The organism is Candidatus Zixiibacteriota bacterium, assembly GCA_036480375.1.
Classification (GTDB): Bacteria; Zixibacteria; MSB-5A5; order GN15; family JAAZOE01; genus JAZGGI01.
The window spans coordinates 134399-154067 of record JAZGGI010000024.1 but is presented as its reverse complement, the minus strand read 5'-3'; the positions used below and the strand labels follow the sequence as shown (position 1 = coordinate 154067).

The following is a 19669-nucleotide window of genomic DNA, read 5'->3' as shown; positions in this document are numbered from 1 at the left end:
TCAAATCGCTATTTAGTTTATTGAAGTCTTTGATTACAATATAGAAAGCTGTCACCACCGTTTTCGGCGCAACCCGCTTGAACGGTAAATCCATTTGAGTGCAAATCATTGACAAATTCTCTGAAAAGGTATTCAACGTGGACAAGATGCTGCGGGAAAAACGCTCGAGGAGCAAGTTTTTCCAATGCATAAATCACACCCTTTCGAACTGTCTCCGGAGTTCCCAGTTGACATCCGCTTATTGGCAGGAAACACAAATCAATATCTAAATCAAGTTCGGCGAGATAATCGATTTCGACGGTGTAATCAGAATCAATCTCTGCCTTCCCGTTGGAATGATCGCCAGCATGAAATATTACCAGACCGTCAACTTCAATCACGAATCCAACACCGGCATCAATAGAAGCTATGGTTTTGATATTTATATCATCAATCGAATGATTGCTTCTTGGAGGCGTAAACAAAAAATCCTCATCCACATTGGGTTTATGCCCCAGAACAAAAGAAATATTCGGTATATCATTCTTCCAAACGAATATTTTCGAACTGTAATGATCGGAATGCTCATGAGTTGAAAAAACAATGACATTCAGATCTTTTATTTCTTCAGGAATAATCCATCCGTTGGCCAGACAAGGTATATCAGGCTGCGTATCCCGGATGTAATAATCAAAAATCAGAAAGTGATTTGCGGTTCTAACCGCCCAGCCCGAATGACCGAGATACCAAACAACCGCTTCCTTATTTTTAAGTTCACATGATAATAAATTGGTATTGCCCATTTGGGCATTTCCATCATCCCGCTCGGCTCCTTTAATTTTAAGGAATTTAACCACAGTCGAGTGTGAATATTTTAAAGCGTAAAAGAGAGGCGGCTTACCGGCATTATCCAATTTATTTATATCCGCACCATGATCGATAAATAATTTCGCCATAGCCGAATCACCTTTAATTGCCGCCAGATGAAGAAAACTCCGCCCGTATTTTTCTTCGATATAATCCACCGGAGCTCCAAATTCCAGAAGAATTTCAACAATTTCAGTCTTGCCTTCTCGTACAGCACGCAGAATAGGCAGGGATTGCGGATCCGGACAGGCATTGACATCGGCCCCTCGTTCCAATAGATATCTGGCCAGCTCGGGGTGGTTTCGCGAAATACAGATAAGAAGCAAAGTCGAGCCATGCTCCGTTTTTTCGTCAAGATTACCTCCATGTTCAGCCAGATACGCAACAACTTCTACACTTCCGGAGCGTGTTGCGGATAACATCGGAGTATTACCGTAATTATCGCGCTCATCTACTGAAGCACCCTGCTGTATTAAATATTTCACAACATCAAGGTGACCGCGACCGACGGCGCATATGAGAGGCGTAGTGTTGTCTCCGTCACCAGCGCTAACCCCGGTCCCTTGTTCAATAAGCAGGCGGACTACTTCCAAATGTCCGTTCAGGGCGGCCCAGTGAATCGGCAGGAGCCGGACATTATCAAATGAACCGGCCGAAGTCGGGTTATCTTCAATTAATTTCTTAACTTTTTCTATATCTCCCGCAGCCGCCGCATCATGAATCGGAGCGGCCGTGGTATTATTAATTAAAATTAGCCCGATAACAGTAAAAAATAGTATAACGCTCGACATGTTAATCTACTCCATAAAAGTTCCGTCATTTAATAATTTCTTATCTGAATTCTAAATAATTTGTTAATCATGCGCAAGTCAAATGCGAATTTTTCGCTAATTATTAGTCAGAATTTAAACTATAAGGGATTAGACAAATTATCGATCTGCAAACTATATCTTACTAACCAATAAGAACCAAAATTCAATCAAATTCACATCTCATTCAACGCCTGTTTATTGATTTTACCAGACTGATATTTGGGTAAGGCATCCAGGAATTCCACATATTTCGGAACTTTGTGCATCGCCAAATGCGCTTTACAAAAATCCTGAATTTCTTTGGTTTCGATGGACTGATTTTCTTTGATAACGATAATAGCTTTGATCGCTTCGCCCAGAATCTCATCAGAGACGCCTATAATTGCCGCCTCGGAGACTCCCGGATGCTCAAGAAGCTTTTCCTCGACTTCGCGGGCGCTGACCCGGTTGCCGCCGACTTTGATAATCTCTTTTTTGCGGGATACAATGTATATCAACCCATTTTCATCCCGCCGGGCCAGATCGCCGGTAAAGAGCTTGCCGTCTTTTAGAACTTCGGCTTGTTCTTCCGGCTGATTGCGGTATCCCATCATCACACAGTCGCCGGAGACGACAATTTCGCCCACATCCCCGATCGGAACCTCCTGACCGTTCTCGCCTATTATCTGAACTGTCACTCCCGGAAGCGGGATGCCGATCGAACCGACGTTTTTTTCGAGCATATCCAGCGGCAGATAGGTAACTCGCGGCGATGCTTCGGTCTGTCCGTACATGATAAAAATCTGCTTGCCTGAGAAAACGTTCATGACTTTTCGGATAACTTCCGGCGCCATCGCTCCCCCTGCCTGGGTGAGATAACGTAAAGCCGGAAATTTATCGGAACTGAAATTTGGATTGTTCAATAGTATCATGAAATTGGAAGGTACGCCCGAAAAACCGGTCACTTTTTCTTCGGCCATTGTTTCCAAAACAACCTGCGGGAAGGCGAAGCGATTATCGATTACGACGCGTCCTCCGGCCAGAATATGCGTTAATAAAAGCGAGTTGCCATAGATGTAATAAAACGGCAAAATGACAATTATCGAATCATCCGAGGTTAATTCAAGGTACTCGACCGTTGTCAGTGTATTTGATAAGAGATTACGATGCGACAACATGACACCTTTGGGCGTACCGGTACTGCCCGAAGTATAAAAAATCGCCGCCAGCTCATGGGGGGTATTTCCGATGGCGGTATGAGTCAGACTTTCGTTCGGTAATTTGTTATCCATATCACCCGTGAACGACTCAAAATCGGTTTTTATCTCAGAATTTCCCAAAATATCAGATAGCAATTCGGTTCGTTTACCTAATGAAGATAAATCCATTTTGCGATCAGAAATTACCAACTCAACTGGGGAATCGGAGTCAATGATCCGGTCGATATGCCGGGTATATTTTTTCTGGATGATGAGCCCTTTGGCTCCGCAGTCATGAAGAATGAAATTGAATTTATCCGGCTTCAAAGACGTATCGAGTGGAACCGGAATTAAATCAGCCGCAGTAATCGCAAAGAATGAGACGATATATTCAATCGAATTTTCATAGAGAATGCTGACGCATGATCCGGCCGGAATTTGTGAGCTCTTCAAATATTCCGAAAGGGTTACAACCGTCCCGATTAGATCTCGGTAGGAAATACTATTATCGCCGTGCGTGATCGCGATTTTATTGGGCGAAGTAGCTCCACCTCGTTTGAGAATATCAATCAGTTTCATGATTTATCTATCGGTTGAATATCCTGTACGATTCATATCGTTGATATATATACTATCCCGAACGAAAAATCATCAATAAATGTGGGTATAAATTTTAAAAGAAAAACCTCCCGAAAAAGGGAGGTTTTTCCGCGACAGAAGTACAAAAAATGAGAGGTGTGTTAAACGGTTTGCCCGGACAGGCTGACCCGAATACCTGTTTCCGGCCTGAGATAAACCGTATAGACATTACCCTGATGCAGGGGGAGAGTGTTGCTTGCCTGATAATTATTATTTTTCTCAAAAAGCCGGCTTAAGTCCATAATTGACGCCGGTGGCGTTATATCCGGAGTTGTTGCGGTGGCGACATTGGACAATCCCGACCAGTTGGGCACTTCATCCGCCGTTTTGATGGCAAAATAATATTGCGTGTCCGAATTAAGACCGGTGACCGTAGACGATTCGCCGGTACCGGCGGCCTGCGGTGAAGGTTCACCGGCGACCTGCGTCGCCGCATCCCAGTTGGCATCGGTGATCGGAGACAATGAATAACGAATGTCATATTGGGAAGCGGTGCCGCTGTTGCCGTCATCACCCGGAGCGGTCCAGGTTAATACGACAGAACTGCCGGTAACAGACTGAACGTCTAAGTTAGCAACCGAAGCCGGGGCTGTCGATTCCTGGTCAGTGGTGGTGCTCACGATATTGGAAAGCTCTGACCAATTGGGGGTATCGTCCGCCGCTTTAATCGCGAAATAATACTGAGTATTGGGGAACAGACCGGTGACAGTAAATAATTCATTCGATCCGGCGGCTTGCGGAGACGGTTCTCCGGTGACCTGCGTGGCCGCATCCCAATTCGCGGCGGTAATAAAAGACGTTGAAAATCTGATATCATAAACCGAAGCCGTCCCGACATCGTCATCCGCGCCCGGAGCCGTCCAGTTGAGCGTCACAGAAGTTGACGTTTTAGTATCAATGGATAAACCGGCGATACGAGCTGGCGGAGTGTCTTCGGCCAAAGTAGTCACCGATATGACATTGGATAACCCCGACCAGTTGGGAACTTCGTCAGCCGTAGTGATCGCAATATAATATGTTGTCGATGGAGTCAGCCCTGTAATCGTGAACGATTCCTGGCTGCCAGCAATCTGCGGCGAAGATTCACTCGTGACCTGAGTGGCATAATCCCAGTTACCGGCGTTAATCATCGATGTCGAGTATCTAATATCATATTCGGAGGCGGTTCCCGAAGAGCCATCATCACCGGGAGAGGTCCAGTAAACAGTAATCGTTGTCGGCGTAGCATCGGCGGCAAGGATATCATTGGATGCGGCCAAGATCAAAATAGTCATTAAAGCGGCGATTATCAGGCTGAAATATCCCCTCGAATGTTGGTTTTTTTTAAGTACCAAGGTTCGCATACTGCTCCTTAATTTAATTTTTGATTTTATGTGCGCTGATGTATATCAAATTCCAGGCCAAAATGAGAGGTGATTAAATAACCTCTCAGGTCGCAATAACTTGGGGAATATCTGAAGAGATTTTGGGTGTGAAAATGGTCAAAAATTATGTTTCATTGCTAAACATCCGGCAAAACTTGAACAGCAAAATGAAACATTGCCCTTCTTGAACACTCTGCTTCTCCCGAACTTTATCCCCAAATGGCAATCTACGATATTTGCCAAAAGACGACTCGGAAATCCATATAAAGTTTTTGTTGACAATAATTTAACTAAACGCCTTTATTATTTAGCTTTATGAATTTTTTGACTGTTTTTTGAGGATATTTCAATGAGTGAGTGTATCATTTTGTATTTCAAGGTGGTACAATATATAAAAATTTATATATGGTGGAAGTCGCTGGTTATAAGGGATTTACAGATTCAGGTATCTACAAGAATACTTCTTTTCCCCAACATACTACCTGTTTTGGAATTTTCTCGAACCGGCGATGTTCAAAAATGAAACGTTTGTTTTGTAGATATCATTTATTAATTGCCCTTATCTCGGTTTTTTCGCACTGCGCAGCCTGGGGCGCTGACAATGGCCAAACGGCCGCCGGATTTTTGACCATTGGCGTCGATGCGCGGTCAACGGCCCTCGCCGGCGCATTAACTTCGGCATCGGATGACGCCACGGCATCATTCTGGAATCCGGCCGGTCTCGCTAATGTTAATTCGATTCAATTGATATGCTCGCACCAGAGCTGGTATCAGGATATCTCATTTGAATATGCGGCTGCCGCTATGCCCCTAAACGAGGAGATTACGATTTCGGTCAGCTTCGCCTTTTTATCATACGGTGAAATTACCGGTTATGATATTTCGGATAATCCTACGGGAGATATTAATTCGACTTATGATTTCGCGGGCGGAATTTCCCTGGGCTACCGGATTTTAGACAAACTGACAATTGGCTTGACGGCCAAGCATATAATCGTTTCTCTGGCCGGAATTAAAGCGTCGGCGAACGCCTTTGATTTCGGCCTTCGACTTAATTCTCAAATAGGTTCAATAGGCATAACCGCCGCAAACATCGGTACTGATCTGATATTCCGTGAAAAACAAAATAAACTACCGGCTCTTATCCGCGCCGGCTTTTCAATAAAACCTTCGGGGCAGAGTTTGATTCTCGTTTCAGAAGTTGATTTTCCGTTTTATAATCGGGTTAAATACAAAAACGGCATTGAGCTTTCATTTTCTGATCATTATTTCCTCCGGGCCGGTTATGGTATCTCGCAGGACAATAACGCGGAGAATATGGCAGGCGGCTATTCTCTGGGAGGCGGTTTAAGACTTGGATCAAGCCATCTTGATTATTCATTTTCCCCCGGGATTTCAATAACATCGGAATACCTCCACCAATTTACGGTGCGTTTTCAATTATAAAACCCCGAATATTCTCGACATTACCATCTGTCTCGGCGTATAATAGATAAATACCAAGATTTTTATAACTTGACATGAGGACCTGAAAGAAATTACATAAAGTCAATAATCGCGTGAATTGGCCGATTTTATAAAATGTTACCGGCGCAATAATACGGATGGGATAAAATATGGATTTCGTAAACAAAGACGGAATGATCGATTTCAAAGAAATCTTTTCGATTCTGGGAAGAAGAAAATGGCTCATTATTCTCCCCTTTATTCTCGTGACCGCAATTGTCTTCGGTTTATCATTTCTGCTTGAAAAGAGATATGAATCTTCTACCATGGTTGTCATAGATGAGACCCTTTATCTCTCCCAGGAATTGCAGCAATTTGTCCCAGGGCAGGATCCCGGCGGTTATGCGGCCGTCCGGAGGCGGCAGGATAAATTGATTTCGATTCGAAATGAAATAATTTCCACAGGATATCTTTCCCGTCTGATAAATGAATTGGGATTATACCAGGATGAGGATATTATCAAAGAAGCCCAGAAAATGAATATTACTCTTCCTGAGGTTTCCGTCCAAAATCTTGTTTATCGCATTCTCATTGAGGATTTACGGGAGAATATCAGGGTCGCCTTTAACGGCCAAAATATCGTAGAGATTACCACCGAATCTAATGACCCGGAATTGTCAATGAATTTCGCCACCCGGTTGGCTGAGATTTTTAAAGACGAGCAACTTAAACGAGAACTCAGCGGCGTCCGAGGCGCTCTCGATTTTACCGATGAACAGCTGGCTATATATCAGAAAAATTTATCTGACGCAGAGGGTCGCAAAACCGAATTTGAAGCCGAGTATTTGCAGAATCAACTTGATGAATCAGTCACGGCCGATACTAATATCCGGGCAATTATGGCTGATATTGATAATATCGAGCTTGTCATTGATGAAAACATCAGGAACCAGACTCGAGTCCGGAAGGCTTTGAACAAATATAAAAAATCTGAGCTGAAGTTAAATCACGGGGATAAATATAGTAATCTCAAAAATGAGATTTTTGACAACTCCGGGCGTGTGGCTGATTTTATGTCCAAATATATCTGGTCGGACCCCAAAGTATTGAATGCCAACCTGGCCATCAACCGCAAGCTCCGTGAAGTTGACGATTTAATAGTCCTGGCCGTGGATGAGCAGTTTTCCGAAGCTCCCGATGAAGACAACTCATCTTTGAAAGAATTTTTCTCGCTTCAATTTCAGGAAATGGTGTTGAGGCAAAAATTAAATGATTTCGAGGTATCACTTTCTATCTTACGCGATCGTATCGCCCGCGAACCGGAATATGAGATTCAGTTAAGCAATCTTACCAATGACGTTCAATCGGCTCGGGATATTTATGAAACTTTCAAAAATCAGCTGACTGGATCGGAAATATCGCAATCATTAATGCGAGGCGGCGCGGAATCAAGATATCGTGTCATGGAGCCGGCGTCAATGCCATTGGAGCCCGTCAAGCCCGATCGCCTCAAATTATCCCTGATGGGTATGGTGCTGGGTTTGATCATTGGAGGCGCCGCAGCGATTCTGGCGGAATTGTTTGATCATTCTTTCAGAAAAATCGAAGATGTGGAAGAAATCTTAAAAGCCCCGGTATTGGCCAGCATCCCAAACATTCCCTCAATCAGAGGAAAAATAAAAGCCGGTTAATTTTTTTATGCCAGCAATTATTCCCGGCCATTTGGGCATGCGATTCAGGAACGATTTATGAATGCATTTATCTTCCTGAACGGTTATTATCATAAAAACGATTCCGGTCTTGTCAGGAAAATCCTGAGAATTTCCAGAGGCAAAAGGAAAATAATAGCCGTAGATGGCGGAATCGCTTTTCTGCAAAAAATAAAAATCAAACCGGATATTTGGCTTAGCGACCTGGATTCAGCCCCTCGGATAAAGAAGGGATTTCTCAGGGACGTTGAAATCAAAATCTATCCCTCTGAAAAAGATAAAACCGATAGCGAATTGGCGCTGGATTACTGCCGAAAACAAAAAACCGCCTTGATAACGATTTTCGGCTGGTATGATCGAGCTTATGAAACCGATCACCTGATGGGAAACATATTGCTGCCTTTAAATAATGCAAGTATTAAATCCGGAATGAGAATTAAATTCATTGATAGCAAACAGGAAATAATCGCCTTATGCAATGATAAGATTATGATTTCCGGGCGTAAAAACGAGAGATTATCGATAGTTCCGGTCTCAAGCCGAGTAATACTATCCGTGAAAGGCGTGAAATATGGCGCAAAGAATCAGACTCTCAGATTAGGCCGAACGCTGTCTCTGCGTAACGAAATAACGTCGAATCGCGTCGCGGTTTCAATCAAAGGCAAAGCTCTTCTAATTATCAAAAAGTGAGAAATTATTGCAATTTATTGAATAATTCTCTTGTCCTCAAAATTTCATTATCGTAAAATATTACGGAGAAGCTATGGAAGGTGCAAAGGAGCGCGATTCTTGTCCATGATTATCAAATCTGCCGGAAAAACCGATATCGGTCTGGTCAGGAAACTAAACGAAGATTCCATCAGATTGGCTCCTTCCGCAAATCTATTCATTGTCTGTGACGGTATGGGGGGCCATAATGCAGGAGAGGTGGCATCGGCAACTGCTTGCGATATCGTTAAGGGTCTATACTGTAATCATTATACCGACCTTCTCAAAGATGATCGCCTAAAACTGCCGCGTATCTTTCCCCCGTCAACCGATGTTTTGACCAAGGCGGTGAGAATCGCTAATCACTGGATTTATAAGAAAGCGTCCGATAATTCCGCCCTGACCGGGATGGGAACAACCATTGTCGCCGTAGTGATCGAAGAAGATATCATTACTATCCTCCACGCCGGGGATAGCCGCATATACAAATTTGCCAATAAAAAGCTAACCCCTTTGACAATCGATCATAGCTGGGCGGCTGAGCTGGAACAGAATGAAAATATATCGACCGAAGAGGCCAAAAATCTCGTTAATCGAAACGTTATCACTCGGGCACTGGGCGTCAAAGTGTCGGTTGACATTGATGTCGCCGTACGCAAAATCGTTGAAAATGAAATTTATATTTTATGTAGTGACGGCCTGTGTGGATTCGTTGACGACGGCGATATTCGTGATGTCACGGCAGCGTGCAATGAGGATATCGATAAAATCTGCGATGACCTGGTTCAGCTCGCCAATGACCGCGGCGGCTCGGACAATGTCAGCGTTGTCGCAATAAAGATAACCGGCAAAGTCGATTCCTCGTACCTGCCGGAACTCGATACCGTAACTGTTGGGGGTGAATCCGAAAATTATTATGAAGTCGAAGAAGAATGGGCGGTAAAGGGCGCCGAGACTTCGGGCGATACCGAGGAAACGGTCATTATACCTAAGAAAAAAGGCGTCTCGTATCTGGCCGCTATTTTCGTAATAATTGTATTAGTCGCAATTTTTTATATAATCTTCAAGAATTGATTTTCAAGCATTTTCGATTAAGCGTTTTTGTTTGACAATTTCATTCCGATTAGTATATTAAACGCCTGAAAATATATATTATATGCGCCCATAGCTCAATTGGATAGAGCGTCTGGCTACGGACCAGAAGGTTGGGGGTTCAAATCCTCCTGGGCGTATTTTTTATTTGCCTTTTATGAGTTTTTCCGCCTCGCCCGTCATCGGAACAAATCTCACCGGTATAATATCCTGTTGAATTATTTTCCCGTCTTCTTTTTTCAATAGTACCAGTTCCTGACTATTTTCGCCGACAGGAATAACCATCCGCCCGCCCTCTTTTAGCTGCTCGATTAGAGGCTCCGGGATATCCGAAGGAGCGCAGGTTACAATAATGGCATCAAACGGGGCTACCTCCGGCCAGCCTTTATATCCGTCTCCGGCTCGAACAAAGATATTGTTATACCCCAGTGAAATTAGAAGTGAATCGGCTGAATGCGCCAACAGCTCTATAATTTCAATTGTATAAACCTCCGAGGCCAATTCAGCCAAAACCGCCGCCTGATAACCCGATCCAGTTCCGATTTCAAGGACTTTATCTGTGGCCTTCAATTGAAGCAACTCCGTCATCAAGGCAACAATATAAGGCTGGGAAATAGTCTGGTTATTCCCAATCGGAAGCGGTGAATCTATATAGGAAAAAGCGCGATATCGAGGGGGCACGAAAAGATGCCGCGGTACTCGTCTAAGAGCCTCAAGAATAGTTGAATCGGATATTCCTCGGGCCGCAATTTGAGTACGAACCATTTCGCGGCGTTCTGGTTCATAATTATTTTTTGATTTCTCGGTTGCCTGACAACTCAATACCGGCGCCAAAATCACCGCCGGGAACAAAACGAGACAAATATTAAATCTCAATAATCGCATACTTTTAATAAGTAAATTCCGCAATTGCGACTTGTCAAGAGATATTCTCATTCGGAGAGGATGCGGAATGTGACGAAATCAGCTTGGCGACCGGTGCATATTGTCTTATAATATCGGCTTAAGGAATTAGGACATTGAAAGAGAGGATGAAGTTATGAGTAACAAAGCGCGGATTATTTCGCAAATATTCGCCATCGCGATTATTTCCTTATTCATTGCCGGATATATCGGATGCGGGAAAACAGAGTATCAACCGCCTGTTGCGCAAAAAATTGCCAAAAAACTCATCTACCATAATGATACCATTATTGACAATTATTACTGGCTTCGGGAGCGAGATAGCGAGGATGTTCTCAATTATCTGAGGGCGGAAAACACTTACAAAGATTCGGTCATGAAGCATACCGAGCCGTTTCAGGAACAACTCTTCGAAGAAATAAAAAGCCGCATGAAAGAGACCGATCTAACCGTTCCGGTCAAAAGAGATTCGTTTTATTATTATTCGCGTACGGAGGAGGGGAAGCAATACAATATCTATTGCCGCAAACTCTATTCTCTGGAAGCCCCGGAAGAGGTAATCCTCGATGTAAACCGGTTGGCTGAGGGATATGACACTTACTATCTGGGCAGTAATTCGATAAGTCCCGATCATAAATTATTGGCTTACACGGTGGACACTACGGGAAGAGAGCAATATACGATTTATGCAAAAATTCTGGAAACGGGCGAAATTCTTCCGGATACTATCCATGCTACCGACGGTAAAGTCGTCTGGGCTAATGACAGCAAAACCCTTTTTTATACAACCCTCGATGACATTGAACGTCCATATAAACTCTTCCGGCATGTCCTGGGAATAAAAACCAAAAACGACGTATTGGTTTATCATGAAAAGGACAGGGCTTTCGACCTTTATATCCACAAATCATCCGATAAGAAATACCTGCTAATGGTTTTGGAGGCGATTGGATCCACTGAATATCGATTCCTCCGGGCCGACCGTCCAACCGGAAAATTCAGAATATTCAAAAGTCGGGTTGCTGATGTTGAGTATGAAATCGATCATCGCGACAATTTCTTCTATATCCGGACAAATGAGGAAGCCCAAAATTTCAAATTAATGAAAACGCCTGACAACAACATTTCCGTTTCTAATTGGAGCGTACTAATCGAGCATCGAGATTCGACTCTGTTAACAGGTTTTAACCTATTTCAGGATTACCTGGTATTGTACGAGAAAGAAAACGCCCTGCGCCAAATCCGGATTATAAATTTTAATGACAATATATCGCATTACATTGAATTTCCCGAATCGATTTATACCGTTTATGGCACCGGCAATCATGAATTCGATACCGACGTGCTGCGAGTCAGCTATTCTTCGATGATAACTCCCAAAACCATTTTCGACTACAACATGAAATCACGCGAAAAGACTCTGAAAAAACAGGAAGAGATCGTTGGCGGATATGATAAATCGGAATATGTCACTGAAAGATTATACGCCGAAGCCAATGACGGTATCAAGGTTCCGATTACATTAGTGTACAAAAAAGGCATGATAGAGAATGGTCCCGCGCCGCTGTATCTTTATGGATATGGTTCATACGGCTTCGGACGTGAGCCTTATTTCAGCAAAACTCGTCTGACTCTTCTCAATCGAGGTATCGTTTACGCAACGGGTCATATCCGAGGCGGCAACGACATGGGCCGATGGTGGTATGAAGATGGAAAGTATCTAAAAAAGAAAAATACTTTTTCGGATTTTATCGCCTGCGCCGAACATCTAATATCCGAAGGATACACGTCGCCTGAAAAATTAATTATTGGCGGTGGCAGCGCCGGAGGGCTTTTGATCGGAGCGGTGGTAAACATGCGCCCGGGATTGTTCAAAGCCGCCATTGCCAAAGTGCCCTTCGTCGATGTTATCAATACCATGATGGACCCGACCATTCCGCTGACCGTCAACGAATACACCGAATGGGGAAATCCCAACGAAATCGAATATTATGATTACATGAAATCATACTCACCGTATGATAACGTTTCCGCCCAGGCTTACCCTAATATGCTGATAACCGCCGGGCTTTATGACCCCCGGGTTCAATACTGGGAGCCGGCCAAATGGACGGCCAAACTGCGGGCGACAAAAACGGACAACAACATCATAATTTTAAAAACGAATATGAAATCCGGTCATGGCGGCTATTCCGGCCGCTACGATCGCATTCGCGATATAGCTTTTGAATACGCCTATATTTTGGATATTCTGGAAATGAACTAAAAAAGTATGCGATGGGGGTAAGCCTCGCCTACCCCTTTCTCATGACAAACATATTTCTCCCGGTTCCCTCAACCCCCAAATCTTTTTCGACATCATACATTTCAATATCTTTAAAACCGATATCTTCAAGCATCGCGAGAACTTCTTCCGGCGGATAATATCTCTGCGTCAAATGCAAATCGGTTCGCCGCCAGATGCTGTCAATCAATCTGAAGAATGCCGAATCAATAGTCGCAATTTTGCTGTCTTCGTTATAGAGAAATTTAATGACAAGAGCGCAGTCATCATCAACCTTACCGTGTGATTCACCTTTCCAGTATTTATGATATCCTTCAAGATTATTGAGATCAAAAAGAAAATATCCCCCGGGTTTTATTGCGTTGTAGGCGTTTGTAAATGTACGGCGCAGTTCATCTATCGACATGATATGATTGAAGCTATCGCAGGTCGACGTTGCGGCATCAAAGACAGGCTCAAACTCAAATTCCTGGGCATCGACAATTTGAAACTCACTCGTCGGCGAATTTTCCCGGGAATACCTAATCATTTCATCCGATCCGTCTATACCCGTTACCACAAAACCCTTCTCGGTCATCATCTTGGCCAAATGCCCGTTGCCACAACATATATCGAGAATGCGGTTGGATGGTTTTAGTTTCGAAAGTAAATGATCTTCAATTGTTCCAAATATTTGTCTAATCAATCTTTCCGACCAAAAGCGATTATAGAACCATGCAAAATCATTGTAATCGTTGTAGCGATTCATTTCTGTCATTCTTGTCTCCTCTGCGAACGCTGATGCAGTTAATGTATTCTTGACGTACACAATTGTCAAATTGATTAACCCGCTTGCCAAAATTAATTGATTATGGTACTTTATTCTGACAATATGGTGAGAATTTTATGGCGATAATTATTCATTATCTATCTATTTCATTAGCGGCCATTATTTTTTTAATGTTTGTCGTCACCTCAATCCGTGAAAAAAGACCAAGAGCGGCTATTATCAGTTTTACTTTCGCAATCATAATAATCGCGACCGGGATCATAATTATTAATGTAGCAGAATCAAATTCTTTGGCTTTATATGTTTTCCCGGCTTTCTTGATTGTCGTTTTTCTGATATTCTTTGTACCGACTGGGACCGGTCGAAGAATAGAAATTACGGACAATGCGGAAAAGGTTGATGAACGCGATACGATGTTTGCCCGGGCCGGATACAAACCCGGAACGACCAAATACGATTCATACTATAAACGGCATCCTGAACTAAAAGATGCCGATGATAACCTGCGTAAACTTCCCGGTTTATTATCTCCCGACAGTAAATATTATGATGCCATCCGAGCCGAACATATAGAAGCAATTTTCAAGACTATCGCTTCCATGACAGCAAGCGTGGATGGTGATATTTCAAAGAATAAAATTATCGAATCCCCTGAGAAATTCACTCATAAGATAAAAAATTTAGTAATGCAATTGGACGCCGTTGAAACCGGCGTCGCGAAGTTGCGGCAAAACCATGTTTATTCTCACGTCGGATGCGGCCCGGAACCGTATGGCTCGGGGATTAAAAATAGACACCAAAATGTAATAGTTTTTTCGGTTGAAATGAATTATGAAAAAGTCGAAGAGGCTCCCCGGATTGACATCACTGAAGAAACAGCGCGAGGATATCTAAAAGCGGCCGTGATTTCAATTTCTCTGGCCCGCCACGTCAGGGATATGGGCTATCCGGCCCGGGCGCATATCTCCGACAGTAATTATCAAATTATGCTTCCGCCGGTCGCCTATGATGCCGGGATTGGTGAAATTGGCCGCCACGGCTATATCATTTCGCCAACTTATGGATCACGAATACGACTCGGGGCCGTCACAACCAATTTACCGTTGGAAATTGATAACCCCATTAATTTTGGCGTTCAGGATTTCTGCGATCGATGCAAAAGATGCGCCGTAAATTGCCCTTCGGCTGCGATACCCGACTGCGCCCCGGAAACCATTCGCGGAGTTAGAAAATGGCCGTTAAATATCGAAGCCTGCTTTAAATACTGGTGCTCCATTGGCACCGATTGCGGGCTGTGTATGAAAGTGTGTCCGTATTCGCATCCGCCGTCATTAATACATAATCTCGTCAGGGTTGGCATTAAAAATTCGGCCATCGCGCGCAAGATTTCGGTGTACGGTGAGGATTTATTCTATGGTAAAAGGGTGCCCTTTCAAAAAATGAACAATCTCTGATATTTTTCGTCATTTAAAGTAACAACATTTCTGGGAAATAAATAATGGAGGAGATTATCATGAGACAGTCTATCATACAGGTCGATTCATTTACCGATAAACCTTTCGCGGGAAATCCTGCCGGCGTTTGTTTTCTCGATGGTCCGGCCAAAGAGAGCTGGATGCGGTCGGTGGCCAGCGAGATGAATCTGTCCGAGACCGCCTTTTTTTACAAACAGGGAAAAGATTATAACTATAATCTGCGCTGGTTTACTCCTGTTGCCGAGGTGGAAATGTGCGGACATGCCACACTGGCGTCGGCCCATGTTTTATTCAAAGACAATCATGTACCGCATGACAATCGGATTACATTCCATACGCTAAGCGGCCCGCTTTACGCTTCACTTAATGGGGAGTGGATTGAGTTGAATTTTCCTGCGAAAATCCCCAGAGAGGAATCAATCCCGGAGAATCTTGAAAGTGCTTTAGGATTTAAACCCTCATATTTCGCGAAAGCTGGTGAAGACTGCATGGCAGTATGCGATTCCGAGGATACAATCCGAAATCTCACACCAAATATATCGGCCATTGAAAAACTCCCGACGCGCGGACTGATCGTGACCGCCCGGGGTAGCGGCGATTATAACTTCATTTCTCGCTTTTTCGCACCGGCGGTAGGAATCCCCGAAGACCCCGTTACCGGTTCAGCCCATTGCGTCCTGGCGCCCTATTGGATGAATGTATTGGGGAAAACGGAAATGGTCGGTTATCAGGCTTCACCTCGAGGAGGCGCGGTTCGCGTCCGGGTAGAAGATGATCGAGTAATTTTGGCAGGCAAGGCCGTAATTGTTATCAGAGGTGAATTGTATACCTAATTCCGGAAAGAAATTAAATTTCGCTTAAGGTAATTCTCTGGCATAAGAAATCGTCCGCTTGAATACCTGTTCCAGGTTTTTACAATATAGGTCGCTTTCGATTGAGGGAAATGAATTATTCATACTATACCATTCCGCGGTCACTTGGCCGTCAACGGGGTCAACGATGACATCGACGTAATTTGCCGCTGGATTGAATAAAAATTTAATCTGATTAATTTTTATGCCGACCTCAAATAGGTTCTTCAAAATACCCTCATAACTTTCTTCATGGGTGGCGACCAGTGTCACCGACAGGCTGTCAATTTCATAGTTGTAAATATCGAAATAGAGAATGCGTTGCAGCAGACGGCCCAATAGATTTTGACTATCATCGCCAAAGATGAACCGCGAATCCTCAGATTCATAAGAAATATCGGTTGGCGAAATATGGGCCAGATACGAAAATTTCCCGGGAAATGAAATCGCGACAGCGGTACAGGTCGATACGCCTTTAGTTTTCGCCGTCTGTCCCGGTCGTACGCCAACAAACTCATTCATGTCAACCTTTTGCGACGACAATATTCGCGGAATGGATATTTCTTTGGGACCGGCCGCGTTTTTAATTGATGTTATCAGGTTATCGTAAATTTCCTTTGAGACTTGGCGGTAATATTCAGTTAAAACTTCGGCCTCGTCTATCTCCGCAATGATAATCCAGTCAGTGCCGAGTAGGTCAAATATCTCAAAAGAACTGAAGACGGGTACATTGCGATAGTCGGCAATTATTTTGTTCCCATGTTTTTCTCTAAGAGCTGTATTGATGGCCTCGGTCCGGATTTTCTTGCGAAGTACGGTTTGGCCCTTTATAAATCGAGACTCGGACAGCATAACGTTTTTACTATTGACGAGATACACTTCGCCGGTCCGTCCCATTCCCTGACGGTTGGTTAAAATTGCGTTAACGCGATTTATCGGTTCCTGAAAAACGAGCCAACCCGCGCCGGACGTCCCAATATTAACCGGAGTAACCATAAATGCCGCGGGCTCATCCGAAGGACAATAATGCTCATAATCTATAAAGGAAGATGAGTTTATAGATTTCAAGCTTTTGGCTAGTTTAACCGGCAGAGTATCGGAGATCAAAGTCGTTTTATAATCGGATTCCTGCCTGATGCTATGGAATACAAATCCCGTCGTATCAAGAAATAATAAATCATAAAACTCGCCATAATGTTCAACAAAATGTTTATCGAGGTTGTACTCAAGATTCGAATTTATACTCCACTTCCGCCCCTGATTATAATATTCAAGAAATATATCAATCAGCCGGGGATCATTGGCGGCCCGTCCGGCGATTTGAAATTGACTTTGAAAATGATCAAGGATTTCATTCTTATTTTCAATTCTTATAGATTCTAAAAGAGAAAAGGTATTGTCCCTGAATGATTTCGTCTCGCTTTTCGTACAGCCCAAATTTAAGCCGAGAAATACGGAAATCAATAGGATTAAAGGGCTGCGAAAATTATAAAGGTCTGGACTGTGCGTTTTTGTCAATTTTATCCCCGTCCTCAAAAAAATAATTTATAATATGTATCAATAATATCGGCGGATATTTAAATTCTATAAACAATTGATAGAGGGCAAGATTATTACGCTCAAGAATAATGGGAATTTTCTTATTGAAAGTCGAATAATTAACCGATTAGCTCTTTGACCTTCTTAAGAAGCTCATCCCGATCAACCGGTTTATCAAAATAACCCTGCGGTGGATTTACTTTTTTGGAACGCTCCAAAAAACGCTTAAAATCACTTGATACTCCAGTTATTATTATGATCGGGATATTGACGGTCGCCGGCGTTTCCTGCAGATTTCTTATCGCCTTGATTCCGGATTCATTATCCATACTTATGTCAAGAGTGATAAGGGAAACACTTTCGGTCCTGGCCAGCTCGAAACCTTTTTGCCCATCTTCGGCTGTAATTGTGTCGTAACCGTTATCTTCAAAAAATGTGGTCAGCCAATCTCTCTGATCGGCTTCATCCTCTACAATCAGAATCTTTTTTTTATCTGACATCTCATTATCCTCCCAAGTATATATTATACTCTATGCCCTGCAATCAATCAATATCTTTATACGATTTTTAAGGTTGGTGATCAAAAATTTAAGGTTTATTAGTAGACTGGGAGTCTTCAGATTCATTACTCGCGGCGGAATCGACATGGTCCCGAGGCATGACGATAGATATTTTCGTACCCACCCCCGGCTCCGACTCGATCTCGATATTACTTCCGTGAGATTGGGCGATTTTATTGGCGATAAAGAGTCCCAGTCCGGTACCGCCGGATCCTTTGGATGAGAAAAATAGTGTAAAAGCCTTTTCGCGAGTCTCCTGATCCATACCGATACCGTTATCGGAAATCTCAAATCTTATTTCTTCGGAATCACCTGTGATATTTATCATTACTTCATGGTTCTCTTTTTGCTTATCAACCCGGCAAGCATCAAAAGAATTATCAATCAGATTTATGAGCATAGAACGAATCGCATTGCTATCGGCCTTAAACGTGTCATTATCCAGAATAATTTCTTTAGAAAAATCAATTTTGAGGCTTTCGGCCTTGGGTTTCATAACCGAATAAATTTCTTCGATAATTTCACTGAGCCTAAGCTCCGACCATTCAGGTTCGCGATCCTTGGCATAATACAGGATATCCAGCACGGTGCTGCGAATCCGGTCAACATTTCGCAGAACCATCTCCCAGCCTTTGTCGATGCGGTCCCGGTCCTCTTTCTGCATTCCGGTATTAACCAGGTAAATACCTCCGTCCATGCCGTTGAGAAGGCCTTTGAGATCGTGTGAGATGGTACTGATTATCATCCCGACCGAGGATAACTTAGTCTGCAGTTCCCGAATCTGGGTAATATCGGTGGACATCTCGATAACGCTTTCAATCTCGCCATCATCATTATAAATCGGTGCCGTCATTACCATAACATTCATTTGCCGGCCATCGCGGGCGACTACAACCTCTTCATGTAAATGAACTTTACCGCTGTCAAATGTTTTCAGGACCGCACATGGATGACAGGCTTTGTCCCGATGCTTGTAAACCTCATAACATTTACAGCCATAAAACGTCCCGAATGCTTCACGATGCAAACGATTGGCTTCGACGATGCGGAGATTGCGATCCTGTATGGAGATAAAGCAGGGGACTTCCTCAAAAAGCAGGCGGTACTTTTCCTGGCTGTTTTTAAGTTGCTTTTGAAGCATTTTTATCTCGGTGATATTGGTTGACATTTCCATCACCGAAGTAATTTTTCCGTCTTCATCATGTATGGGTGTCGCATAAACGATTACGGAAACTTCCCGACCGTCCAGGGTTTTGACCAATTCCTCGCTGCGGTGCCTTTTACCGTCCAAAAAAGTTCTTTCAACCGGACAGTCCTCGCATTTTTCCGGGCGTTTCTTATATATCTGATAGCAATAACGGCCCCTAAAATCTCCAAAATTCTTAACGAAATTTTCGTTGGCATCAATAATCTTAAAATCGCGATCCTGAATCGTAAGATAGCAGGGTAACGCCTTAAAATAAGTCTTATATAGATTATCCATACCCACTTCTC

The 19669-nt window shown here is 43.4% G+C and carries 15 protein-coding genes and 1 tRNA gene; 8 read left to right on the top strand and 8 right to left on the bottom strand.

What is annotated here, in order from left to right; genetic code table 11:
- Positions 1-17: 17 nt before the first annotated feature.
- The 3 genes from V3V99_06795 to V3V99_06785 form a co-directional block, all read right to left on the bottom strand.
- The gene (locus V3V99_06795; protein MEE9442359.1) at positions 18-1637 is read right to left on the bottom strand and encodes an ankyrin repeat domain-containing protein; all 1620 of its coding nucleotides are present in this window, start codon (positions 1635-1637) and stop codon (positions 18-20) included.
- A 194-nt stretch (positions 1638-1831) separates the two neighbouring features.
- Positions 1832-3415 carry a class I adenylate-forming enzyme family protein gene (locus V3V99_06790; protein MEE9442358.1) on the bottom strand — a complete coding sequence of 528 codons (1584 nt, stop codon included), beginning with the start codon at positions 3413-3415 and terminating at the stop codon, positions 1832-1834.
- Positions 3416-3576: 161 nt separating this feature from the next.
- Positions 3577-4818 carry a fibronectin type III domain-containing protein gene (locus V3V99_06785; protein ID MEE9442357.1) on the bottom strand — a complete coding sequence of 414 codons (1242 nt, stop codon included), beginning with the start codon at positions 4816-4818 and terminating at the stop codon, positions 3577-3579.
- Positions 4819-5358: 540 nt separating this feature from the next.
- Here V3V99_06785 and V3V99_06780 point away from each other — a divergent pair.
- The 5 genes from V3V99_06780 (at position 5359) to V3V99_06760 (ending at position 9934) form a co-directional block, all read left to right on the top strand.
- Positions 5359-6285 (top strand): PorV/PorQ family protein, encoded by a 927-nt coding sequence (locus V3V99_06780; protein ID MEE9442356.1) that lies wholly within the window; start codon positions 5359-5361, stop codon positions 6283-6285.
- Between the two features lie 170 nt (positions 6286-6455).
- Complete coding sequence (locus tag V3V99_06775) at positions 6456-7976, top strand: Wzz/FepE/Etk N-terminal domain-containing protein (GenBank protein ID MEE9442355.1); 1521 nt, start codon at positions 6456-6458, stop codon at positions 7974-7976.
- A 57-nt stretch (positions 7977-8033) separates the two neighbouring features.
- Positions 8034-8684, top strand: a complete 651-nt coding sequence (locus V3V99_06770) for a thiamine diphosphokinase (GenBank protein ID MEE9442354.1) — start codon at positions 8034-8036, stop codon at positions 8682-8684.
- A 105-nt stretch (positions 8685-8789) separates the two neighbouring features.
- The gene (locus V3V99_06765) at positions 8790-9776 is read left to right on the top strand and encodes a Stp1/IreP family PP2C-type Ser/Thr phosphatase (protein MEE9442353.1); all 987 of its coding nucleotides are present in this window, start codon (positions 8790-8792) and stop codon (positions 9774-9776) included.
- An 84-nt stretch (positions 9777-9860) separates the two neighbouring features.
- Positions 9861-9934, top strand: a tRNA-Arg gene (locus V3V99_06760).
- A 4-nt stretch (positions 9935-9938) separates the two neighbouring features.
- Here the strand turns inward: V3V99_06760 and V3V99_06755 are convergent.
- Complete coding sequence (locus V3V99_06755) at positions 9939-10634, bottom strand: protein-L-isoaspartate(D-aspartate) O-methyltransferase (protein MEE9442352.1); 696 nt, start codon at positions 10632-10634, stop codon at positions 9939-9941.
- A gap of 199 nt (positions 10635-10833) precedes the next feature.
- On the opposite strand from V3V99_06755, the gene V3V99_06750 reads away from it, so the two are divergent.
- The gene (locus tag V3V99_06750) at positions 10834-12963 is read left to right on the top strand and encodes a S9 family peptidase (GenBank protein MEE9442351.1); all 2130 of its coding nucleotides are present in this window, start codon (positions 10834-10836) and stop codon (positions 12961-12963) included.
- A 28-nt stretch (positions 12964-12991) separates the two neighbouring features.
- On the opposite strand, the gene V3V99_06745 is transcribed toward V3V99_06750, so the two are convergent.
- A complete protein-coding gene (locus V3V99_06745) occupies positions 12992-13738 on the bottom strand; it encodes a class I SAM-dependent methyltransferase (GenBank protein MEE9442350.1) in 747 nt (248 codons plus the stop codon).
- 128 nt (positions 13739-13866) lie between these two features.
- Here V3V99_06745 and V3V99_06740 point away from each other — a divergent pair, with 128 nt between their 5' ends.
- Together V3V99_06740 and V3V99_06735 are read left to right on the top strand one after the other, a co-directional pair.
- On the top strand, positions 13867-15204 hold the full coding sequence (locus V3V99_06740) for a reductive dehalogenase domain-containing protein (protein ID MEE9442349.1): 1338 nt from the start codon (positions 13867-13869) through the stop codon (positions 15202-15204).
- Between the two features lie 59 nt (positions 15205-15263).
- Positions 15264-16058, top strand: coding sequence for a PhzF family phenazine biosynthesis protein (locus V3V99_06735; GenBank protein ID MEE9442348.1), 795 nt, complete (start codon positions 15264-15266; stop codon positions 16056-16058).
- 24 nt (positions 16059-16082) lie between these two features.
- Here the strand turns inward: V3V99_06735 and V3V99_06730 are convergent, their stop codons facing one another.
- The 3 genes from V3V99_06730 to V3V99_06720 form a co-directional block, all read right to left on the bottom strand.
- Positions 16083-17513 (bottom strand): cache domain-containing protein, encoded by a 1431-nt coding sequence (locus V3V99_06730; GenBank protein ID MEE9442347.1) that lies wholly within the window; start codon positions 17511-17513, stop codon positions 16083-16085.
- Positions 17514-17734: 221 nt separating this feature from the next.
- A complete protein-coding gene (locus tag V3V99_06725) occupies positions 17735-18115 on the bottom strand; it encodes a response regulator (protein MEE9442346.1) in 381 nt (126 codons plus the stop codon).
- Between the two features lie 88 nt (positions 18116-18203).
- The gene (locus V3V99_06720) at positions 18204-19658 is read right to left on the bottom strand and encodes a PAS domain-containing sensor histidine kinase (GenBank protein ID MEE9442345.1); all 1455 of its coding nucleotides are present in this window, start codon (positions 19656-19658) and stop codon (positions 18204-18206) included.
- Positions 19659-19669 lie beyond the last annotated feature (11 nt).

Coding starts and splice junctions, on each gene's coding strand:
- V3V99_06785 (MEE9442357.1), bottom strand. CDS start 4,818: ATGCGAACCTTGGTACTTAAAAAAAACCAACATTCGAGGGGATATTTC.
- V3V99_06765 (MEE9442353.1), top strand. CDS start 8,790: ATGATTATCAAATCTGCCGGAAAAACCGATATCGGTCTGGTCAGGAAA.
- V3V99_06725 (MEE9442346.1), bottom strand. CDS start 18,115: ATGTCAGATAAAAAAAAGATTCTGATTGTAGAGGATGAAGCCGATCAG.
- V3V99_06735 (MEE9442348.1), top strand. CDS start 15,264: ATGAGACAGTCTATCATACAGGTCGATTCATTTACCGATAAACCTTTC.
- V3V99_06775 (MEE9442355.1), top strand. CDS start 6,456: ATGGATTTCGTAAACAAAGACGGAATGATCGATTTCAAAGAAATCTTT.
- V3V99_06795 (MEE9442359.1), bottom strand. CDS start 1,637: ATGTCGAGCGTTATACTATTTTTTACTGTTATCGGGCTAATTTTAATT.
- V3V99_06720 (MEE9442345.1), bottom strand. CDS start 19,658: ATGGATAATCTATATAAGACTTATTTTAAGGCGTTACCCTGCTATCTT.
- V3V99_06740 (MEE9442349.1), top strand. CDS start 13,867: ATGGCGATAATTATTCATTATCTATCTATTTCATTAGCGGCCATTATT.
- V3V99_06780 (MEE9442356.1), top strand. CDS start 5,359: ATGAAACGTTTGTTTTGTAGATATCATTTATTAATTGCCCTTATCTCG.
- V3V99_06770 (MEE9442354.1), top strand. CDS start 8,034: ATGAATGCATTTATCTTCCTGAACGGTTATTATCATAAAAACGATTCC.
- V3V99_06790 (MEE9442358.1), bottom strand. CDS start 3,415: ATGAAACTGATTGATATTCTCAAACGAGGTGGAGCTACTTCGCCCAAT.
- V3V99_06750 (MEE9442351.1), top strand. CDS start 10,834: ATGAGTAACAAAGCGCGGATTATTTCGCAAATATTCGCCATCGCGATT.
- V3V99_06745 (MEE9442350.1), bottom strand. CDS start 13,738: ATGACAGAAATGAATCGCTACAACGATTACAATGATTTTGCATGGTTC.